The sequence below is a fragment of the Microlunatus kandeliicorticis genome (assembly GCF_014137855.1).
In the GTDB taxonomy this organism is placed as follows: Bacteria; Actinomycetota; Actinomycetes; order Propionibacteriales; family Propionibacteriaceae; genus Microlunatus; species Microlunatus kandeliicorticis.
The window spans coordinates 33952-53481 of sequence record NZ_JACGWT010000006.1 but is presented as its reverse complement, the minus strand read 5'-3'; the positions used below and the strand labels follow the sequence as shown (position 1 = coordinate 53481).

The following is a 19530-nucleotide window of genomic DNA, read 5'->3' as shown; positions in this document are numbered from 1 at the left end:
ATCACCGGACCGCGCGCGCTCTGGAAGAGTGTGGTCCGTGCAGCAGGGGCCCGGGGCGGACGAAGTGCTGGCCGCGATCACCGCCGAGCCGGCGACCACGCTGGTCGCCGCCGACTTCGACGGCACGCTCTCCCCGATCGTCGACGACCCCGAGCGAGCGTTCGCCGACCCGGCCGCGGTCGACGCGCTGGCCCGGCTCGGCCGGGTGGTCGGGACGGTGGCGGTGATCACCGGGCGACCGGTGCGGACCGCGGTCCGGCTCGGCGGGTTCGCCGGCCGTGACGGACTCGGCTCGATGGTGGTGCTCGGCCAGTACGGCGTCGAGCGCTGGGACGCCGACGGTGACCGCTACGACGTGCCGCCGGACCCGCCCGAGCTCGCCGCCGTGGCGGAGGCCGTCCCCGCGCTGCTCGCCGCGCATGACGCCGAGGGGGCGCGGGTCGAGGACAAGGGTCGGGCCATCGGGATCCACACCCGCGAGCTCCCCGACGCGGCCGCGGCGTTCGAGCGGCTGCGCGGGCCGGTCACGGCGCTGGCCGAGCAGCACGGGCTGCACCTCGAGCCCGGCAAGCAGGTGCTCGAGATCCGGCTGCCGGGGATGGACAAGGGCCACGCGATCGAAGCCCTGGTCGCCGAGCGCGGCGCCCGCCAGGTGGTCTTCGCCGGCGACGACCTGGGCGACCTGCCCGCCTTCGCCGCCGTCCGAGGCCTGGCCGCCCGTGGTGTCCGCGGCCTGCTGGTCTGCTCCGGCTCGACCGAGGAACGCGCCCTGTCCGACCAGGCGGACGTGGTGGTCGACGGCCCCGCCGGCGTCGCCGACTGGCTCGCCGCCCTCGCCGACCGCCTCGGCGCCTGACGCCTCCGGCGCTTCGACAAGCTCAGCGCGCGTTCCTCGGGCCTGCCGCCCACGGTGCCCCGAGCAGCACCCCCACCCACGTTCCCTGAGCAACACCCCGCCCACGGTGCCCTGAGCTTGTCGAAGGGGAGCGCGCCGGCAGGCTCAGCGGCCGTAGTTCGCGCCCTGAGCCTGTCGAAGGGCAGGGAACGGGAGCGCGTCGACCAGCTCAGCGGCCGTAGTTCGCGCCCTGAGCTTGTCGAAGGGCGCGTCGACCAGCCCAGTGCGGGTGCCACCGGGCGGGCGAGGACGTCGGGAATCTTCAAGCGGACCGGGCCGGACGTGGCCAGACTCGGGGGCATGAGCACTCCAGCAGACCGTTACCGGAGCCTGGCCGCCCGCTTCACCGCCGCGGTCGAGGCGGTGCCCGTCGACGCCTGGGACGCGCCGTCGCCGTGCGAGGACTGGACCGCCCGCGACGTGCTGGTCCACGTCGTCGGGGCCGAGCGCGCCTCCGTCACCCCGGCCGGGCTGACCCTGCAGACGCCGACGTCGGCCGACGACGACCCGGTCGCCGCCTGGGCCGAGACCCGCGACGGGCTCCAGGCGCTGCTCGACGACCCGGACACCGCCCGGCGCGGGTTCGACGGCCACTTCGGCCCGACCACGTTCGAGCAGTCGATCGAGGACTACTACTGCTTCGACCTGATCGTGCACCGCTGGGACCTCGCCCGGGCGACCGGCGGCGACACCGGCCTCAGCGCCGATGAGCTCGAGTTCGCCCGCGCCAAGGTCGAGGTCTACGGCGACGCGGCCCGGATGCCGGGGGTGTTCGGGCCGGAGCTCGAGCCGCCCGCCGACGCCGACGAGCAGACCCGGCTGCTGGCGTTCCTCGGCCGTCGCGCCTGGTGAGCGAGCCGATCCCTGGCCCGGACGAGTTCCGGGCCGCGGTCCACGCCGGCGCCTTCGACCCGTCCCGCGCGTTCGTCCGGTTCGCCAACGAGACCTCGGGCGCGCTCGCCTTCGGCGTCGAGCACGCAGGACGGCGGTGGTTCGTCAAGGGCCGCGGTCCCGGTACGCCCTCGCCGACCCTGGCCGCCTCGCTGGCGCGGGCCGCGGCCCTGCACGCCGCTGTCCGGCACCCGGTCGTCGTCCCGCTGGTCGGGGTGCTCGACGGGCTCGACGGGCCGACGCTGGTCTACCCCTGGTGCGACGGGGAGGTGCTCAGTCCGCAGGCGGAGGGCGGCCCGAGCGCCCTCGACCGGTTCCGCCGCCTGCCGGTCGCCACGGTGACCGCCGCGGTCGGCGACCTGCTCGACGCGCACCGCGTCATCGCCGCCGCGGGCTGGATCGCCGGCGACCTCTACGACAGCTGCTTCCTCTGGGACGCCGCCGCGCGGCGGATCCGGTTGATCGACCTCGACGAGTACCGCCCGGGCCCGTTCGTCCTCGACAGCGAGCGGCTGTACGGGTCGAGCCGGTACCTGGCACCCGAGGAGAGCGTCCGCGGTGCGCTGATCGACCAGCGCAGCACGGTGGTCACCCTCGGGCGCACTGTCCAGCAGCTGCTGGCCTCGCCGGACGGTGGGTGGCGCGGCAGCACCGCGCAGGCCGCGATGGCCGAGCGCGCCTGCGCGGACGCGCCCGAGGACCGCTATCCGACGGTCTCGGCGCTGGTGGCGGCCTGGGCTGGGGTCAGCACCGCCGACGGCCCGAGTCAGGCCGGCCGGCGCGGGCCGTAGAGCGCCAGGTCGGAGGTGTTGAACCGCGCCTGCGCGGCCGCCAGCTGGTGCCAGTGCGGGTAGGTCAGCGGGGGAGCACTGACCTCGTCGAGCCGGTCGATCTCCTCGGTGGTCAGCACCAGGTCGGCGGCGGCCAGGTTGTCGGCCAGCTGCTCGTCCTTGCGGGCGCCGATCACCAACGTGGTGACGCCCGGCTTGGTCAGCAGGTAGGCCAGCGAGACCTGAGCGGGGGAGACCCCGTGGCCGTCGGCGATCTCGACGACCAGCTCGATGGTGTCGTAGAGCTTCTCCTGGTCGCGGACCGGCGGCTCGCTCCACTCGCCGAGGTGACGGCCCTCGCTGGCCTGCTGGTTGCGCCGGTACTTGCCCGACAGCAGCCCGCCGGCGAGCGGGCTCCAGACCATGATCCCCAGCCCCTGGTCGATCGACAGCGGCACCAGCTCGTACTCGGCGTCGCGCGCCTCGAGCGTGTAGTAGATCTGGTTGCTGACGAACCGCTGCCAGCCGTGGGCGTCGGCCAGGGCGAGCATCTTCATCAGCTGCCAGGCCGCGTAGTTGGAGATGCCGAGATAGCGAACCTTGCCCGAGGTGACCAGCGTGTCGAGGGTCTGGAGGGTCTCCTCCATCGGGGTCAGGCCGTCCCACTCGTGCACGTGGTAGATGTCGATGTGGTCGGTGCCGAGCCGGCGCAGGCTGGCCTCGACCTGGTTGAGGATGTGGTGCCGCGACAGCCCCTCGTCGTTGGGTCCCTCACCCATCGGGAACCGCACCTTGGTCGACAGCAGCACGTCGTCGCGGCGGCCCCTGATCGCGGCGCCGACGATCTCCTCGCTGACGCCGCGGCTGTACATGTTGGCGGTGTCGATCAGGTTCACCCCGGCGTCGAGACACATGTCGATCTGCCGCCGCCCGCCGTCGATGTCGGTGGCGCCGATGGCCGCGAAGTTGCCGCTGCCGCCGAAGGTCATCGTCCCCATGGTCAGGGTCGAGACCATCAGGCCGGACCGTCCGAGCTGCCGGTACTCCATGATCAACTCCTCCACGGACGCGGCCGGCCCCGACGTTCGCGGCGGGCTCCGGCGTCCGTGATCCCGACCCTAGCGAGCAGGGTCCGCCGGTCCGTCGGCCGGGCGGTCCCGCAGCGGCTCGACCAGCGCCGCGGTGTCCCGGGCGCCCAGCCCGGCCGCCGATGCCGCCGCGGTCAGCCGGGCCACCGTCCGGCTGACCGTGGCCTCGACCCCGAGGCCGTCGGCCAGCCGCACCCCGAGCCCGACGTCCTTGGCCAGCAGGTCGACGGTGAACGTCGGCGCGTAGTCCCGGGCGGCCATCCGCGGGGCCAGGTCGGCGAACAGGGGCGAGACCGTGGCCGCCCCCGAACCCGCCACCACGGCGGCGAACCGGGCCGGGTCGAGCCCGGCCCGCTCGGCGAGGTCGACCACCTCGGCGGTGACCGCGTTGATCGCCCCGAACATCAGGTTGTTGAGCACCTTGAGCGTCGCGCCCGCCCCCACCGCGCCGATCCGCTCGACGCCGGCGGCCAGCACGCCGACGGACAGCGCCCGCAGCCGGTCGACGTCGGTCGCGTCGCCGCCGCACACCAGCGTCCACCGTCCGCACGCGGCCGGTCGGCCGAGGATCGGCGCGTCGACGAACCGGCCACCGGCCGCCCGCACCCGCGCGGCGGCCTCACGCGCCGCCTCGGGTCCGGTGGTCGACAGGTCGGCGACCAGCACGCCGTCGACCCGGTCGGCGAGGGCGTCGGCGAGCTCGTCGATCACGGTGAGGACCACCGCGGGCGTGGGCAGCGACAGCAGCACCAGCTCCGCACCCCGCACCGCCGCAGCCGGGTCCTCGTGGACGTCGACGCCGGCACCCGCCGCCCGGTCGCGGGCCCGCGCGGACGGGTCCGCCCCCCGCACCCGGTGACCCGCCGCGCCCAGCGCGGCGGCCGCCGGTCCGCCCATCGCCCCCAGCCCGACCACCGCGACCGTGGCCGGTCCGGACGCCGGGACGACCGGGCCGGTCACCGGTCGGCTCCGGGCACCAGGTGGTAGGCGGGCGTCGACAGCTCCGGGACGGCGATCACCCGCGGTGCGCCGTCCACCAGCTCGCGGGCCCGGGCCAGCGCGGCGTCGAGGTCGGGGACGGGCACCGCGCCCATCCCGCGGGCCAGCCCGGGGTCGCGGGCGCCGGCGATGATCACCTCCCGGGCCCGTCGGCGGGCCAGCCCACCGACGTAGACCATCGAGAAGGCGTGGAACGGGTGGTAGGTGAAGGCCTCGCGGTGCTGGCGCACCCAGTCCGCGTTGGTGCAGAACTCGTCCTCGAACGCGGTCATCGCGGCCGGGTCGCCGGTCTCCACCAGTCGTTCGTAAGTGGCCCGGTAGGACGGGAACTCGGCGGCGTCGTCCCAGCCGTCGAGCACGGCGGTGGCGATGATCACCGGGTCCGGCTGCAGCGCGCCCTGGGCTCGGACCAGCGAGGCGCCGACCGCCTGCATCGCGAGGATCGGATTGGCACCCATCCCCGGGCCGTAGTGGAAGGTCCGTGGCAGCCCGATCACCAGCACGTCGGCCGGTGGGCCGGGCACCGCCAGCTCGGTGCGGGCGGTGGCCAGCGGCCAGCTCTGCTGCTCCACCGCGGGGATCGCGCCGGCGAACACGCCGAGCTGCCGGGCGGAGGCGTCGAGTACGGCGTCCACCGCGAAGAACGGCCGCGGCATCGCCTGTTCGGTGGCCTCGCCGATCGCCCGGAGCTGGTCGCGGAACCGGCTCCGGGTCGAGACCGGGACGAAGTCGTCGCGGTCGACCGAGGCGGGCGTGTGGTGGGTGCGGATCGAGCGCCAGGTGGTCAGCCCGGTGGCCGGCATCTTGTAGCCGCCGCTGAACCCGCCGTAGGGGTTGCCGGCGGTGTGCCCGATCAGGACGGTCAGGTCCGACTCCACCAGCGCCCGGTTCACCTCGACCGTGTCACCGAGGGCGGAGTCCGGCAAGGCGACCACCCCGTCGGGGTCCTCGCTGTCGTGGTTGACCACCTGCGCCGGGTCGAGCCGGGCCAGGGTCTCGGCGCCGAGGTAGCTCTCGAACTCGTCGCGGCGGTTCTTGCGGTGCAGCCCGATCGCGCAGACCAGCCGGACGTCGGCGGCGCGGACGCCCGCTCGGTCGAGCTCGTCGAGGACCGCGGCCAGCGCGACCTTGCGGTGCGCGGTGGCGTGGGCGCCGCCCTTGACCCGGTCGGGGAAGGCGACGGTCACCGTCGACCCGGGGCCCACCTGGTCACCCAGCGGAGCCGCGTCGAGCGGGTGGGCGATCGCCTCGCGGGTGGCGGCGACCGGGTCGGGGAGCGCTTCCGGCTCGGGCCGGGTGATCCCGGCCCGGAGCACCAGGGTGTCGGCGGGGAGCTCGGCCTCGACCCGCCCGTCCCCGTACTCGAAGGACACCGATGTCGTCGACGACCGCGCAGGCATGCGGGCCTTTCTACCCGACGGCGGCGCGACCGGCGGGTCAGCGTCGTAGGGCGGGCGGGGCTCGAACCCGCGACCCAGGGATTATGAGTCCCCTGCTCTGACCGGCTGAGCTACCGCCCCGTGCTGGGCGAGGAGTCTACGACCTGCGGCCCGCCGCGCCGTCCGGATCAGGGTGACCGCGAGCACCACCAGATAGGCCAGCACGATCACGCTCTGCTCGAGGGTCTCGGCGCGGCCGGCCCGGACCGCGTTGCCCAGTCCCACCCAGGCGTAGGTGAGCAACGCGCCGACGGCCAGCCCGGCGGCCGGCAGCCCCCACCGGCGGGTGGCCCAGGCCCCCGCAATGAGCGGCGCGATCATGACCAGGCAGACCAGCCACGCCGGATGGTCGAGCTGGCGGGCCAGCTGGAAGCAACTGGTCGCGCCCAGGCCCACCAGCACGGCGGCGGCCAGTCGCTTCGTGCCCACCTCGCGGTGATCACCGGCCGGGTGCGGCAGCAGCAGCCCGGCGGTGATCATGATCACCGCGAACACGAACGCCCCGGCCAGCTGGTAGGGCGAGGCCAGGAACCGGGTCGGGCTCATGGCCAGGTTGGCCGCGAACGTCCCGGCCGCGCCGATCAGCAGGCAGCCGGTGGTGATCACCAGCCCGACCCGGCCGAGCCGAGGTGCGGTGCCGGCGTTCGCCTCGACGAGCGCGATCGGGGAACCGATCGACCAGACCACGTGCAGGGTGAGGACGAAGATCGTCCAGACCGCGCCGATGCCCAGGCTGGGAAGGTAACCGAGGGTGAGCAGGTGCTGTCCGGCGTAGTCGGGGTTGAACAGCGACTGGGTGACCAGACCCTCCTCGGCGATGCCGAAGCCCAGCGCCAGACAGAGCAGGCTCGGCCACCCGAGACCCCGGCGACGGACCACCTCGCGGATCAGCACCGCCGCGCTGCCGTAGAACAGCACGAAAAGGGCCAGCGCGGCGAGCTGCTGCCCGACGCCCTGCTTGCTCAGGTACTGGTCGCCGAGCAGGTACTCCGCCGTCATCGCCGAGGTGAGGGCCAGCACGAGCACCGGTCCGACGCGCTTCATGATCATGGACTGATCGTCGCCTCGTCGGCGGTCGCGGGGGAGTGAGGCTTGTCACGACCCGTCTGGACGGATCGCACCCTCCGGACGGGGCCGTCGGGCGGCGAGACCGGCGGCCACCAGCAGCAGCACCCCGAGGATCGGGGTGATCGAGGCCAGCAGGTCCGCCGGCCACCGGTAGGTCAGCTCGACGTCCCCGCCCCGCGGCAGCACCTTGAACGGCGCGGCCACCACCCAGCCGACGAAGACGAACCCGATCGTCCGCAGCACCGGGTGCCCGCGGAGCCGGAACAGCACCAGCCCGAGCGGCACCACCCAGACGAAGTGGTGCGACCAGGAGACCGGCGAGGCCAGCAGCGTGGCCACCCCGCCGAGCACCACCGCGGTCGGCGCGTCGCCGCGCCGCAGCCAGACCACCCCGACGACCACGCCGAGCAGGGCGACCAGGCCGCACACGGCCAGCCCTGACAGGCTGCTGGCCCGGCCCAGCCCGAAGTCGCGCAGCCAGGCGCCGTAGACCGACTGATTGGTGGTGTAGATGATGCTGTGGCCCAGCCCGGTGTCACCGCGGGCCAACCGGGTCCAGTAGCCGAGCGAGACGCCCGGGACGATCGCCGCGGTGGCCACGGTGACCGCGAGGAAGCCGATCAGCACCCCGAGGGCCGCCCGGCCGCGCCGCCCGGCCGCGAGCAGCAGGAAGAACAGCCCGGGGGTGAGCTTGATCGCCGCCGCGAGCCCGGTCAGCACGCCGACCAGTCGGCCTTGCCGCACCGAGGCCCGCGCCGGGTCGTCGGCGACGAAGGTGTCGGTCCTCGACCGCGGCACCAGGTCGACGACCACCAGCGCGACCAGGAAGATCCCCACCTGCCCGTAGCCGAGGGTCTGGTTGACCGGCTCGACGAACCAGATCACCGCGGTGCCGAGCAGGCTCAGCGCCCAGCCGCGCACCCCGAACCGGTGCATGATCACCAGCAGGGCGGCGACGTTGGCCACCGTCCAGCCGATCTCCACCACGGTGCTCGGCAGCAGCGCGAGCGGCACCGCGATCACCGCCGCGAACGGCGGGTAGAGGAAGGGCAGCGAGTCGGGCAGGTGGTAGATGTCCTGGCCGGTCAGCAGCGCAGCGCCGGCCCGTCGGTAGACCGCCAGGTCGGCCATGTTCGGCCGCCACGGCCAGGCTCGGCCGCCGAGCGTGGTCGCGGCCACGTACAGCCCGACGACCGTGGGCAGCAGCCCGACCAGCAGCGCGCGCAGCCAGCCCGGGAGCGCGGACCCCGTGCCGGTCGGCGGCGCCACCGGGGTCGGATCCGCGGCCCTGGTCGTCGGCGTGGTCGTCCGGTCGGCGGTGTCGGTCACCGGCCGACCCAGCCGAGCAGCACCCGGCCGACGGCCGAGTCGGCGTTGCTGCCGATCCGCAGCCCGAGCCCGTCGAGCGTCGGGTGCGCGTCGGCCATCACGTGCGGCCGACCCACCCATCCGAGCAGGTCGGCGTCGTTGGGCATGTCGCCGAACCCGGCGACGTCGGCCGGCTCGATCCCCAGCCGTGCGGCGTGCCGGGCCAGCATGGTGGCCTTGCTGACCCCGAGCGCGCTGACCTCGGCGAGGGCGCGCCCGCTGAGCACCGAGTGGGTGACGGTCAAGCGGTCACCGACCAGCGTCCGCAACTCCGCGACCAGGGCGTCGGCGCTCAGCTCGGGGTGCTGGACCAGCAGCTTGACGAAGTCGCCGGCCCGGACCAGGTCCTCGGCCCGGCCGCGGCTGACCCACGGGGTCGATCCGCCGGCCGTGCCCGCGTCGAGCCGGTGGGTCAGCTGGTAGTGCTCCTCGTAGCCGACCTCCTCGCCGGTCTCGACGCCGAACGCGACGTCGGGCAGCGCGGTGCGGATCTCGGCCACCGCGTCGGCCGCGGCGGCCACCGCGATCAGCTGCTGGTCGACGATCTCGCGGCGGGCCAGGTCGTAGAGCACGGCCCCGTTGCTCGCGATCACCAGCGGGTGGACGCCGGGCAGGTCGGCGACCGGGGTCAGCCAGCGGATCGGGCGTCCGGTCGCGAACATCACCGTGATCCCGGCCCCCTCGGCGGCCCGGACGGCCTCGGCGTTGAGCGGGCTGACCGTGCCGTCGGGGGAGAGGAAGGTGCCGTCGAGGTCGGAGACGATCAGCTTCGGGGGCCGGTCGGACGCCCCTTCGCCCGTCCGGTGTCCGGCGCGCGCCGTCGGCGGTGCCGCGGTCTGTTCGCCGGTGCCCGTCACAGCGGCGATGGTCTCATCCCCGGCCGGTGAGGGTCATCCTGGCGCGCCCGGCCGCCGTCGTCCTCGGCTCCGGTTCCTGCTGCGCCGGACACTCACGAGCGCGCCCACTCACAAGCGCGACGGGGGCGACTGGCTCGACCCGGCGGTCCCGGACTCCGTCGGGCTCGGCTGGCCGGGGCCGGACTGGGTCCCGCTCGGGCTCGGCGACGACGACGGCGACCCGGTCGGGGTCCCGGACCGCGACGGCGACCCGGACGGCGAGGCGGCCGACGGCGACCCGGACTGCGGCGAGGGGGAGCCCGACTGCGGGGACGGTGAGCCGGACTGCGGTGACGGTGAGCCGGACTGCGGCGACGACGAGCTGGACTGCGGCGGCGGGCTGCCGGAGCCGCCGGTCGGCGTCGGCGGGGCCTGCGGCGGCAGGTTGTGGAAGATCAGGATGGCGATCAGCACGGCCAGCGCGCCGAGCAGCAGCATCAGCAGCCAGGAGACCAGGATCGTCCGCCAGCCGGCCCGGTCGTAGCGACCGGGCCAGGGCAGCGGCCACATCCGGGCCAGCCCGGGCTGGACGCGGTCACGCCAGTAGTGCCGGTAGTCGGGTCCGGACGGCGACCCCGACGGCGGGAGGGTGGCCAGCTCGACCTCGTCGAGCACCCGGGCGGCCTCCTGCGCGGCAGCCGGCGACCCGTCGTAGGCCAGCGCCACCCACGGGGCCGGCTGCCGGTCGTCCGGGGCGATCGGGTCGTCGGTGTCGGCGCGGTACTTGCGGGCGAACTTCCCGGTGTCCTGGCCCTGGCCGCCGCGCGCCAGCACGGTGTCGATCCACATCTGGTTGACCACGCCGGCCAGCCGGTCGCGGGCCGCCGGGTCGGCGGCCGCCCCCTCGGACAGCAAGATGACCATGGCCGGCGTCTCGCCGGCCGGGTCGGCCGACGAGCCGGCGTGCCCGGTGTAGGCGACCCCGGCCGGGGTCGCGGTGAGCCGGGCGTCGATCCAGTAGTCGCCGATCTTGGGCGGGTCGTCGGGGAGCAGCGGCGTCAGCGGGACCGCGGGGCCCGCGCCCCAGCCCGCCGCGTCGTTCGACATCGCGATCTCCACTCCCGTCTGCGGGCACCGGCACCCGTCGGCAGGGGGCCCATTCTGCACGGCGCCGGGAGCAGCCCCACAGCTCGACGCGGCCGCCGGGCCCCGGTGCCGCGGTCGCGATCGGCCCGGCGCGGCCGCCGGGCCGACCCGGGTTTGTGCCCCGTGGTGATGATGGAATGGTCTGCGAGAATGACCGCGCTCCGGACACCCCGCCGGCACCTGCGACCGATCGGGGCCCGCGGCGCCCGCCAGCCGACTCGAAGGAGATCGCGTGAGCAGTCCGCACCCGACCGGGAGCAACCAGGAGTCCTCCCGCCTGCTCGGGGAGGCGATCGCCCAGGTCCAGCGGGTCATCGTCGGCCAGGAGCACATGGTCGAGCAGCTGATGGTCGCGCTGCTGGCCAAGGGGCACTGCCTGCTCGAGGGCGTCCCGGGTGTGGCCAAGACGCTCGCCGTGCGCAGCTTCGCCACCGTGGTCGGCGGCTCGTTCTCCCGGGTCCAGTTCACCCCGGACCTGGTGCCGTCCGACATCGTCGGCACCCGGATCTACCGGTCGAGCCAGGAGAAGTTCGACATCGAGCTCGGCCCGGTGTTCGTCAACTTCGTGCTGGCCGACGAGATCAACCGCGCGCCCGCCAAGGTGCAGTCGGCGATGCTCGAGCTGATGGCCGAGAAGCAGGTCTCGATCGGCGGTCACACCTACCCGACGCCGGACCCGTTCATCGTCATCGCCACCCAGAACCCGGTCGAGTCCGAGGGCGTCTACCCGCTGCCCGAGGCGCAGCGGGACCGCTTCCTGCTCAAGGTCGACGTGCCCTACCCGCGCGGCAACGAGGAGTTCGAGATCCTCCGCCGGATGAGCGTCGACCCGCCCACCTCGACCCCGATCCTCAACCCGGACCTGGTCCGCGGCCTGCAGCGGCAGGCCTCCGAGGTGTTCGTGCACAACCTGGTCGCCGAGTACATCGTCCGGCTGGTGCTGGCCACCCGGACGCCGGCCGAGTTCAACATGCCCGACCTCACCTCGGTGATCCAGATCGGCTGCAGCCCGCGCGCCACCCTCGGTCTGGTCGCCGCGTCGCGCGCGCTGGCGCTGATCCACGGCCGCGACTACGTGCTGCCGACCGACGTGCAGGCGGTGGCCAAGGACGTGATGAGCCACCGGCTCACCCTCGGCTTCGACGCCGTCGCCGACAACATCCCGCCGTCGCAGGTGGTCGAGCGGATCGTGGCGATGGTGCCGCCGCCCACTCCGGTCTGGAACCAGGGCCAGCAGGGCCAGGGCGCCCACCCGGGTCAGCGGCCGATGCAGCGCCAGCCCGACTTCAGCTGAACGGACCGTCTTGTCCTACCCACCACCGGGCCCGACACCCGGGCCGCCCGGCTCCTACCCGCCGCCCGACTCCTACCCGCCACCCGGCGGCTACCCGGCCCCGGGTCAGTACCCGCCGCCGACTGGCGCGTCCGGTTACCCGTCCTATCCGGCCCCGAGCGGCAGCCCGGCGTTCAGCGCGCCGCCGCCCGACGTCGGCGCCGCGGCCTCGGTGCTCGGGGTGCCGACCCGGCCGACGATCCCGCTCAAGAAGCTGGCCCCCGAGGCGGCGCTGCGTCGGCTCGAGCTGACGATCGTCCGGCGGCTCGAGGGCTTCCTCCAGGGCGACCACCTCGGCCTGCTGCCCGGCCCGGGCACCGACGCCAACGACGCCCGCCAGTACCGGCCGGGTGAGGACGACGTCCGCAAGATCGACTGGGCGGTCACCGCGCGCACCACCACGCCGTACGTCCGCGACACCATGGCCGACCGCGAGCTCGAGGTCTGGGCGCTGCTTGACGTCACCCCGTCGATGAACTGGGGGACCGAGGGCGTCACCAAGCGCGACCTCGGCATCGCCGCGGTGGCCACCATCGGCTTCCTCAGCCAGAAGATGGGCGACCGGTTCGGCGGCTACGTCATGCGCCCCGACACGCTGCGCCGGCTGCCCGCCCGCTCCGGTCGCTCCGCGCTCTACGGGCTGCTCCGCAAGATGCTCGACGAGCCCTTCGTCCCCGACCACGCGACCGGCCCGCTCGACCTGCCCGCCGCGATCCACCAGCTGGCCCGGACCCAGCGCCGCCGCGGCCTGCGGGTGGTGGTCAGCGACTTCCTCACCCCCGGCGACCACGAGCTCGACCCCAACGTCGAGCCGCCGTGGGAGCGTTCGATGCGCCGGCTCGGGGTGCGCAACCAGGTGCTGGCCATCGAGGTCGTCGACACCCGCGAGATCGAGTTCCCCAACGTCGGCGAGATGCTCATCCGCGATCCGGAAACCAACTTCCAGCGCTACATCAACACCGCCGACGCCAACGCCCGGGCCCGGATGGACGCGGCCAGTGCCGCCCAGCGGGAACGGATCCGGATCGCCCTGCGTCGTGCTGGTGTGGGCCACATCCAGCTGCGCACCGACCGGGACTGGGTGCAGGACATCGCCCGGTTCGTGCTGGCCTACCGCCGGGTCGCCTCGATGCTGCACGCCCCGCCGCAGGGTGTGGCCAAGTGACCGGCCTGCCGACCCCGATGGCCTCGCTGCCGTTCGTCCCCGACGACTTCGCCTCGCCGCTGCGGCTGCTGATCCTGCTGGCCATCCCGGCGCTGATCGCGGTCTACGTGCTGCTCAACCGGCGCAAGAACCGGCGCGGGATGCGGTTCACCAACACCTCGATGCTCGAGGTGGTGATGCCCAAGCAGTCGCAGTGGCGGCGGCACCTCTCGGTCGCGCTGGCCCTGCTCAGCCTGGGCGCGCTCACCATGGCCTTCGCCCGTCCCGAGGCCACCGTCCAGGTGCCGCGCGAGCGGGCCACCGTGGTGGTGGTGCTCGACGCGTCCCGGTCGATGGCGGCCACCGACGTCAAGCCGACCCGGCTCGACGCAGCCAAGACCGCGGCCAAGGCGTTCATCACCAGCCTCCCGGCCAAGTTCAACGTGTCGGTGGTCTCGATGGCCGGCAACGTCACGATCCTCACCCCGCCGACCCAGGACCACCAGGTGGCGATCCGGGCGGTCGACACCATCGAGCTGCAGGACTCGACGGCCATCGGCGCCGGGATCGACACCGCGCTGCAGGCGGTCAGCCAGGCGCCCAAGGACCCGAAGAACCCGAACTCGACCGCCCCGGCGGCGATCGTGCTGCTCAGCGACGGCGAGAACACCACCGGCAAGGCGCCGGCCCAGGCGTCCGCCGACGCGGCCAGCAAGAAAGTGCCGGTCTACACGATCGCCTACGGCACCGAGAACGGCTTCGTCGACCTCGACGGGCAGCGCTACGCCGTCCCGCCGAACGACGCGCAGCTGAAGGGCATCGCCGAGCAGACCGGCGGGATCGCCTATCAGGCCGCCTCGGCCGACGAGCTCAAAACGGTCTACGAGCGGATCGGCTCCTCGGTCGGCTCCGAGCCGGCCAAGCGCGAGGTGACCTCGCGGTTCGCGCTGTACGGCTTCGTCTTCGCCGTGCTCGCCGCGCTCGGCGCGGTCACCCTGGCGGCGAGGTGGCCGTGACCCCGGCGCAGGCACACTGGAGGGCACGATGAGCCCGTTGATCGTCCCGATGCTGTCCTTCCTGGCCCCGCAGTGGCTCTGGTTGCTGCTGGCCGTCCCGGTGCTGATCGGGCTCTACCTCGGTCTGCTGCGGCGCAAGGCCAACCGCAACCGGCAGGTCGGCCGGACCATGCTCGACCTGGTGATCCCGCGCGAGGCGAACTGGCGCCGGCACCTGGCCGTCGCGCTGTCGCTGGCCAGTCTGGTCTCGCTGACCCTGGCCATCGCCCGACCCAAGGCCACCGTCGAGGTGCCGCGCGAGCGGGCCACCGTGGTGGTGACCATCGACGTCTCCAACTCGATGGCCGCAACCGACGTCGAACCCAGCCGGCTCGAGGCCGCCAAGACCGCGGCGCAGGCGTTCGTCCAGTCCCTGCCGCCCAAGTACAACGTCGCCGTGGTGGCCTTCGACGGCACCGCGAGCGTGCTGCTGCCACCGACGCTCGACCGCCCGGCCGCGCTGGCCGCGATCCAGAGCATGGAGCTCGGTCCGTCGACGGCGATCGGTGACGGCATCTTCGCCTCGTTGGCCGCGCTGGCTCAGGCGCCGGCCGACCCGGGCAATCCGCAGAGCAAGCCGCCGGGCCGGATCGTCCTGCTCAGCGACGGCAAGACCCAGGTGGGGCGCTCGGCGGCCGACGGCGCCCGCGCGGCCAAGGCCCAGGACGTCCCGATCTACACGATCGCCTACGGCACTCCGGACGGCTATATCGAGGTGCAGGGCCAGCGCGAGCCGGTCCCGGTGGACCGGGCCGAGCTGGCCAACGTGGCCCGGATCTCCGGCGGCAAGGCCTACACCGCGCAGTCGGCCGGCCAGCTCCGCGACGTCTACAAGGACATCGGCTCCTCGGTGGGCAAGGACAAGGTCGACCGCGAGGTCAGCTCGCGCTACGCCGGGTTCGGGCTCGGGTTCGCGGTGCTCGCCGCGCTCGGGCTGATCTCGCTCGGCGCTCGGTGGCCCTGATCCGTCCGCCGTTCCCGAGCGGGGGCTGAGGGCGGTCGCCCAGAGTTGGGTCGGCGTTCACCCGGCGCGGACCTGCCTGTCACCGTCGTCGTGAGGGCGGCTCCCTAACCTCCGGCCCGGTGACCAGCACACTGTCCGGATCCGGGACCGGCCCGCCGGACCCGGCGCCCGCCGGGCCGCGGGCCGGCACCTCCCCGCCCCGGCGGGTGAGCCGGGTCGTCGGGGCGCTCGGCCCGGCCGTCCTGGTGGCGGCGGTCGCGCTGGTCTGCCGGCTGGTCCCGCTGCTCCGCGGGGGCGGGCTGTTCGGTCTCGGCAGCTACGACGACGGCGTGCACATGGCCGCCGCGCTGGCCTGGGTGCACGGCGCGACGCCGTACCGCGATTTCCTCTTCCTCCAGCCGCCGGGGGTGCTGGTCGCGCTCGCCCCGTTCGCCACGCTCGGTGCGCTCACCCACGAAGGACTCGGGTTCGCGGCCGCCCGTCTGGCCTGGGTGGCCATGGGCGCGGCGAACGCCGTGCTGGTGACGCGGATCGCCCGCCCTCTCGGCGCGTGGCCCGCGCTGCTCGGCGGGCTGTTCTACGCGGTCTGGTGGCCGGCCGTCTACGTCGAGCGGACCACCATGCTCGAGGGGCTGGGCAACGTCACCCTGCTGCTCGCCCTGCTCGCGCTCGCGCGCGCCGACCGGGTCTCGTCCGGGCACCGCTCGTGGTCCGGGTGGCCGCTGCTGGCCGGGCTGGCGCTCGGCTTCGGGGCCGGGGTCAAGATCTGGGGCGTGCTGGCTGCGCTGCTGGTCGCGGTCTGGCAGCTCGCGCCGGAGCGGCGTCGTCGGCTGCCGGGACTGCTGGCGGGGTTCACCGCCGCTGGCGCGCTGGTCTACCTGCCGTTCTTCGTGGCCGCCCCGCGAGCCATGTGGCACCAGGTGGTCACCGTCCAGCTCGGCCGGAGCGGGGAGCCGAGCACGGTGTGGCACCGGCTGACGCTGATCGGCGGGCTCGAGCCGTGGCGCCCCGCGCACCCGGTGCTCGCCGGGGTGGTGCTGCTCGCGGTCGTGGCGCTGACGCTCGCGGCCGGCGTCCCGACGGCCCGGCTGCCGGTGCTGCTCGCGCTCGCCTACGGGCTGCTGCTGTTCGCCCTGACCCCGAACCTGTTCCGGCAGTACCCGGCCGTGCTGGCCGGCCCGGCCGCGCTGGTGGTCGCCGCGGCGGCGGCCCGGTTGCTCGGGTTGCGCTGCCGGGTCCCGCGGCGAGGACGCGGTCCGCGCGCCGCGGCGGGTGTCCTGCTGGTCGTCGCCGTCCTCGCCCTCGGGCTGCCCGGGCTCGGTCAGCGGCTCGGCACCCGGTTCCCGGCGGCCGCCCTCGCGCCGGTCGTCCGGACGCTGCCCGGCTGCCTGACCAGCGACGAGCCGACGGTGCTGATCGAGCTCGACCAGGTCGGCCGGACGGTCGAGCGCGGGTGCCGGGTGGTCGTCGACTACGGCGGGTACGCCTACGACCCACCACCGGCGCTGACGGTCGGGCCGCACGGCCCGCGGACGCCCCGGCAGCTCCGCCGGATCCGCGACACCGCCGGCTGGCAGGCCGACCTGCGGGCCTACCTGGCGACCGGATCGGGGGCGTTCCACGTGCGCAACCGCGGCTCGGGCCCGGCCGCCGCCCGCAGCTGGGCGGTCTGGACGAGCTGGCCGGTGCTCGCCCGGCACGGCGACGTCGTCCTCCGCCGCCCGCCGCGCTGACCGGCGTCCGCCGGCGGCTTCCTAGAGTGGAGCCGTGACCAGTGTCGAAACCGTGAGCGGGGTCGCCGCCAACCTGGCCCGGGTCCGGGCCCGGATCGACGAGGCCTGCCGGGCGGCCGGACGCGACCCGGCGGCGGTGCGGCTGCTGCCTGTGTCGAAGACCCACCCGACCGCGCTGCTCCGCGAGGCCTACGCGGCCGGCGTCCGGGTGCTGGGGGAGAACAAGGTGCAGGAGGCGGCCGCCAAGGCCGCCGAGCTCGCCGACCTGCCCGACCTGGGGTTCGCCATGATCGGCCACCTGCAGACCAACAAGGCCAAGGACGTGGCCGCCTTCGCCACCGAGTTCCACGCCCTCGACAGTGTCCGCCTGGCCGAGGCGCTCGACCGCCGGCTCGAGACCGCCGACCGGACCCTCGACGTCTTCGTCCAGGTCAACTCCTCGGGCGAGGACACCAAGTCCGGGGTCGGTCCGGCCGAGGTGCTCGACCTGGTCCGGGCCGTCGACCAGGCCGACCGGCTGGAGTTCCGCGGGCTGATGACGTTGGCCGCCAACAGCGACGACGAGGACCGGGTCCGCGACTGCTTCGTGCTGATGCAGCGGCTGGCCGCCGAGGTCGCCGACGCGGGGTTCGCGCCGGCCGGTGCCGTCGAGCTGTCGATGGGGATGTCCGGCGACTTCGAGCTGGCCATCGCCCACGGCGCCACCACCGTCCGGGTCGGACAGGCGATCTTCGGCGCCCGCCCGCCCGCGGCCTAGCGCGCCGGCAGGTTCTCGATCTCCACCTGCTCCACCGGGTCGGCGGGCACGAAGCCGAAGACCTGGCCGAGGAACGACAGCTGCGCCTCGAGGCTGGCCCGGACGTTCTCCGGACGACGGAACCCGTGCCCCTCGCCCTCGAACAGGATCAGCGCCACCGGCAGCCCCTTGTCGCGGGCGGCCGCGGCGAACAGCTCGGCCTGGTTCGGCGGCACCACCGCGTCCTCGAGGCCCTGGAGCAGCAGGATCGCCGAGGACAGCTCGTCGACGTGGTGGATCGGGGACCGCTCGAGGTAGACGTCGCGCCGCTCCGGGTAGGGCCCGACCAGCCCGTCGAGATAGCGCGACTCGAACTTGTGGGTGTCGCGGGCCAGCACCTCGAGGTCGCCGATGCCGTACAGGCTGATCCCGGCGGTGAACACGTCGGTCGCGGTCAGCGCCCGCAGCGTGGTGTAGCCGCCCGCGCTGCCGCCGCGGATGGCCAGCCGCTCGCGGTCGGCCCGGCCCTGGTCGGCCATCGCGGTCGCGCCGTCGGCGCAGTCGGCCACGTCGACCAGTCCCCAGGCGCCCTGCAGCCGGTCCCGGTAGGGGCGCCCGTACCCGGTGCTGCCGCCGTAGTTGACGTCGAGGACGGCGAAGCCGCGCGAGGTCCAGTACTGCAGCGCGAGGCTGAAGGTGGGCAGCGAGGCCGAGGTCGGACCGCCGTGCGAGACGGTGATCAGCGGCGGCCGCTCGTCGTCCGGCCCGCTGACCTCGGGGTGGGTCGGCGGGTAGTACCAGGCGTGCACCGTCCCGGCCGCGCCGTCCCAGCTGACCGGCTCGGCCACCGAGACCAGGCCCGTGGGCAGGTCGGTGTCGCTCGAGCGGGCCAGCGTCGTCCAGTCGCCTCCGGCCAGGTCGAGCAGCGCCACCTCGCGCGGGCGGTCGGCGAACCCGAGGGCGAGCGCGACGACGGGTCCCGACACACTCGGCGCCCCGACGTCGACGGCGTCGGTCTCGAGCGTGGTCAGCTCGCCGCTGCCGAGGTCGAGCACGCCGAGCCGGTCGGTGCCGTCGCTGGTCCACCGGCAGACCAGCCGGTCCTCGCCGGCGAACGCGTACGGCCGTCCGCCGAGGGTCCAGGGCGGTGGGCAGAACTCGGCCTCGCGCGGGCACAGCGGCTCGGGTTCGGCGGTGCCGCCGGCCGAGCGGTAGAGGTTCCACCAGTCGGTGCGGTCCGAGACCAGCAGCAGGTCGCCGGTCGGCGTCCAGCCGGGGTGGACGGCCGACTCGGCCGGCCCGCCCGCCACCTGGGTGGCCGGACCGCGCTCGCCGGTGGCCGGGTCGAGCACCGCGGTCTGCACCCGGGTGGCGTCCCACGGCATCGCCGGGTGGTCCCACTCGACCCAGGCCAGCCGCCGTGCGCCGTCGGCGTCGAGCGGACCGAGCGTCGGGTCGGCGTAGAAGTCGGCGCCCGAGCAGAGCACCCGGCCGCCCTCGCGCGTCCGGGCGTCGTCGGGGTCCAGCCCGAGCAGGACGACCGTCGTGACCGCCTCGCCCGGCTCGCGGTGGTCCTCGCGGACGGCCAGCAGCACCCCGAGCCCCCCGTGTACCTCGAGCGCCGCGTACCGCAGCCCGGGGTCCGCGGGCGTCAGCGCGACCGGCGCCGCGGCGTGTCCGTCGGCGTCGAGGTCGACCCGGTAGAGCCGGTTGTCGTCGAAGTGCGCGAACACCACCACCGCGGCTCCGGGCGGAGCCTCCGGCCCGGCGGGGGAGACCGCCCACTCGCCGCCGCCGTACTCGTGCACCCGGCTCCGGACCGAGAAGTCGCCGCCGACGACCTCCTCGACCGTGCCGTCCGCCGCCCGCCGGAGCAGGCTGACCCGGCCCGCGCGGCCGGGCAGCGCAGCCGTCCACAACGTCGCGTCGCCGAGGGCGACCGGGTCACCGAGCCCGGTGCTGCTCGCGGTGATCAGCTCGGCGGTCACCGGGGACGGCCAGGAGCCGTACGGGAGCGTGCGGGTGGTGGTCTCGACCATGGGGCTCACCGTACCGAGGCGGGCGC

Annotated in this window: 17 protein-coding genes and 1 tRNA gene; 10 read left to right on the top strand and 8 right to left on the bottom strand. The window is 74.6% G+C overall.

Annotation, left to right across the window (positions count from 1 at the left end):
- Window positions 1-37 precede the first annotated feature (37 nt).
- The 3 genes from otsB (at window position 38) to FHX74_RS17030 (ending at window position 2577) form a co-directional block, all read left to right on the top strand.
- On the top strand, window positions 38-856 hold the full coding sequence (gene otsB / locus FHX74_RS17040; protein ID WP_328823890.1) for a trehalose-phosphatase: 819 nt from the start codon (window positions 38-40) through the stop codon (window positions 854-856).
- A 339-nt stretch (window positions 857-1195) separates the two neighbouring features.
- Window positions 1196-1747, top strand: a complete 552-nt coding sequence (locus FHX74_RS17035; protein WP_182561412.1) for a TIGR03086 family metal-binding protein — start codon at window positions 1196-1198, stop codon at window positions 1745-1747.
- The gene (locus tag FHX74_RS17030) at window positions 1744-2577 is read left to right on the top strand and encodes a hypothetical protein (RefSeq protein ID WP_220484139.1); all 834 of its coding nucleotides are present in this window, start codon (window positions 1744-1746) and stop codon (window positions 2575-2577) included. Before FHX74_RS17035 ends, FHX74_RS17030 begins: the two co-directional genes overlap by 4 nt.
- On the opposite strand, the gene FHX74_RS17025 is transcribed toward FHX74_RS17030, so the two are convergent.
- The 4 genes from FHX74_RS17025 to FHX74_RS17010 form a co-directional block, all read right to left on the bottom strand.
- The gene (locus FHX74_RS17025) at window positions 2553-3605 is read right to left on the bottom strand and encodes an aldo/keto reductase (protein WP_182561411.1); all 1053 of its coding nucleotides are present in this window, start codon (window positions 3603-3605) and stop codon (window positions 2553-2555) included. The two genes, FHX74_RS17030 and FHX74_RS17025, sit on opposite strands and share 25 nt — an antisense overlap.
- 69 nt (window positions 3606-3674) lie before the next feature.
- Window positions 3675-4604, bottom strand: a complete 930-nt coding sequence (locus tag FHX74_RS21195) for an NAD(P)-dependent oxidoreductase (protein ID WP_182561410.1) — start codon at window positions 4602-4604, stop codon at window positions 3675-3677.
- Window positions 4601-6043 (bottom strand): lactate racemase domain-containing protein, encoded by a 1443-nt coding sequence (locus FHX74_RS17015; protein ID WP_182561409.1) that lies wholly within the window; start codon window positions 6041-6043, stop codon window positions 4601-4603. The genes FHX74_RS21195 and FHX74_RS17015 overlap by 4 nt, the downstream gene beginning before the upstream one ends.
- A 46-nt stretch (window positions 6044-6089) precedes the next feature.
- Window positions 6090-6163: transfer RNA gene (locus tag FHX74_RS17010), tRNA-Ile, on the bottom strand.
- 264 nt (window positions 6164-6427) lie between these two features.
- Between FHX74_RS17010 and FHX74_RS17005 the strand changes: the two genes are divergently transcribed.
- The gene (locus FHX74_RS17005) at window positions 6428-7171 is read left to right on the top strand and encodes a hypothetical protein (protein ID WP_182561408.1); all 744 of its coding nucleotides are present in this window, start codon (window positions 6428-6430) and stop codon (window positions 7169-7171) included.
- A gap of 6 nt (window positions 7172-7177) precedes the next feature.
- On the opposite strand, the gene FHX74_RS17000 is transcribed toward FHX74_RS17005, so the two are convergent.
- From FHX74_RS17000 to FHX74_RS16990, 3 genes are all read right to left on the bottom strand, one after another.
- Window positions 7178-8479: a glycosyltransferase 87 family protein gene (locus FHX74_RS17000; RefSeq protein ID WP_182561407.1), complete on the bottom strand. Its 1302-nt coding sequence runs from the start codon at window positions 8477-8479 to the stop codon at window positions 7178-7180.
- Window positions 8476-9375, bottom strand: a complete 900-nt coding sequence (locus tag FHX74_RS16995; protein ID WP_182561406.1) for an HAD family hydrolase — start codon at window positions 9373-9375, stop codon at window positions 8476-8478. The genes FHX74_RS17000 and FHX74_RS16995 overlap by 4 nt, the downstream gene beginning before the upstream one ends.
- Before the next feature lie 108 nt (window positions 9376-9483).
- Window positions 9484-10461, bottom strand: a complete 978-nt coding sequence (locus tag FHX74_RS16990; protein ID WP_235970896.1) for a hypothetical protein — start codon at window positions 10459-10461, stop codon at window positions 9484-9486.
- Between the two features lie 271 nt (window positions 10462-10732).
- Here FHX74_RS16990 and FHX74_RS16985 point away from each other — a divergent pair, with 271 nt between their 5' ends.
- From FHX74_RS16985 to FHX74_RS16960, 6 genes are all read left to right on the top strand, one after another.
- Window positions 10733-11794 carry an AAA family ATPase gene (locus FHX74_RS16985; RefSeq protein ID WP_182561405.1) on the top strand — a complete coding sequence of 354 codons (1062 nt, stop codon included), beginning with the start codon at window positions 10733-10735 and terminating at the stop codon, window positions 11792-11794.
- Between the two features lie 211 nt (window positions 11795-12005).
- Window positions 12006-12998 (top strand): DUF58 domain-containing protein, encoded by a 993-nt coding sequence (locus FHX74_RS16980; protein ID WP_182561741.1) that lies wholly within the window; start codon window positions 12006-12008, stop codon window positions 12996-12998.
- Window positions 12999-13015: 17 nt separating this feature from the next.
- The gene (locus tag FHX74_RS16975; protein ID WP_182561740.1) at window positions 13016-13993 is read left to right on the top strand and encodes a VWA domain-containing protein; all 978 of its coding nucleotides are present in this window, start codon (window positions 13016-13018) and stop codon (window positions 13991-13993) included.
- Window positions 13994-14021: 28 nt separating this feature from the next.
- Window positions 14022-14996 (top strand): VWA domain-containing protein, encoded by a 975-nt coding sequence (locus tag FHX74_RS16970; RefSeq protein WP_182561404.1) that lies wholly within the window; start codon window positions 14022-14024, stop codon window positions 14994-14996.
- 119 nt (window positions 14997-15115) lie between these two features.
- The gene (locus FHX74_RS16965; protein WP_182561403.1) at window positions 15116-16729 is read left to right on the top strand and encodes a glycosyltransferase family 39 protein; all 1614 of its coding nucleotides are present in this window, start codon (window positions 15116-15118) and stop codon (window positions 16727-16729) included.
- A gap of 34 nt (window positions 16730-16763) precedes the next feature.
- Window positions 16764-17486: a YggS family pyridoxal phosphate-dependent enzyme gene (locus FHX74_RS16960; RefSeq protein ID WP_182561402.1), complete on the top strand. Its 723-nt coding sequence runs from the start codon at window positions 16764-16766 to the stop codon at window positions 17484-17486.
- Here the strand turns inward: FHX74_RS16960 and FHX74_RS16955 are convergent.
- Entirely contained in the window at window positions 17483-19504 is a 2022-nt protein-coding gene (locus FHX74_RS16955) for a S9 family peptidase (protein WP_182561401.1), read from the bottom strand. The two genes, FHX74_RS16960 and FHX74_RS16955, sit on opposite strands and share 4 nt — an antisense overlap.
- Window positions 19505-19530: the final 26 nt, after the last annotated feature.

What these genes read in the sequence shown, in the direction of transcription:
- FHX74_RS16955 (WP_182561401.1), bottom strand. Translation starts at nt 19,504, where the DNA reads ATGGTCGAGACCACCACCCGCACGCTCCCGTACGGCTCCTGGCCGTCC.
- FHX74_RS16970 (WP_182561404.1), top strand. Translation starts at nt 14,022, where the DNA reads ATGAGCCCGTTGATCGTCCCGATGCTGTCCTTCCTGGCCCCGCAGTGG.
- FHX74_RS17015 (WP_182561409.1), bottom strand. Translation starts at nt 6,043, where the DNA reads ATGCCTGCGCGGTCGTCGACGACATCGGTGTCCTTCGAGTACGGGGAC.
- FHX74_RS17025 (WP_182561411.1), bottom strand. Translation starts at nt 3,605, where the DNA reads ATGGAGTACCGGCAGCTCGGACGGTCCGGCCTGATGGTCTCGACCCTG.
- FHX74_RS17005 (WP_182561408.1), top strand. Translation starts at nt 6,428, where the DNA reads ATGGTCGAGCTGGCGGGCCAGCTGGAAGCAACTGGTCGCGCCCAGGCC.
- FHX74_RS17035 (WP_182561412.1), top strand. Translation starts at nt 1,196, where the DNA reads ATGAGCACTCCAGCAGACCGTTACCGGAGCCTGGCCGCCCGCTTCACC.
- FHX74_RS16990 (WP_235970896.1), bottom strand. Translation starts at nt 10,461, where the DNA reads ATGTCGAACGACGCGGCGGGCTGGGGCGCGGGCCCCGCGGTCCCGCTG.
- FHX74_RS16975 (WP_182561740.1), top strand. Translation starts at nt 13,016, where the DNA reads ATGGCCTCGCTGCCGTTCGTCCCCGACGACTTCGCCTCGCCGCTGCGG.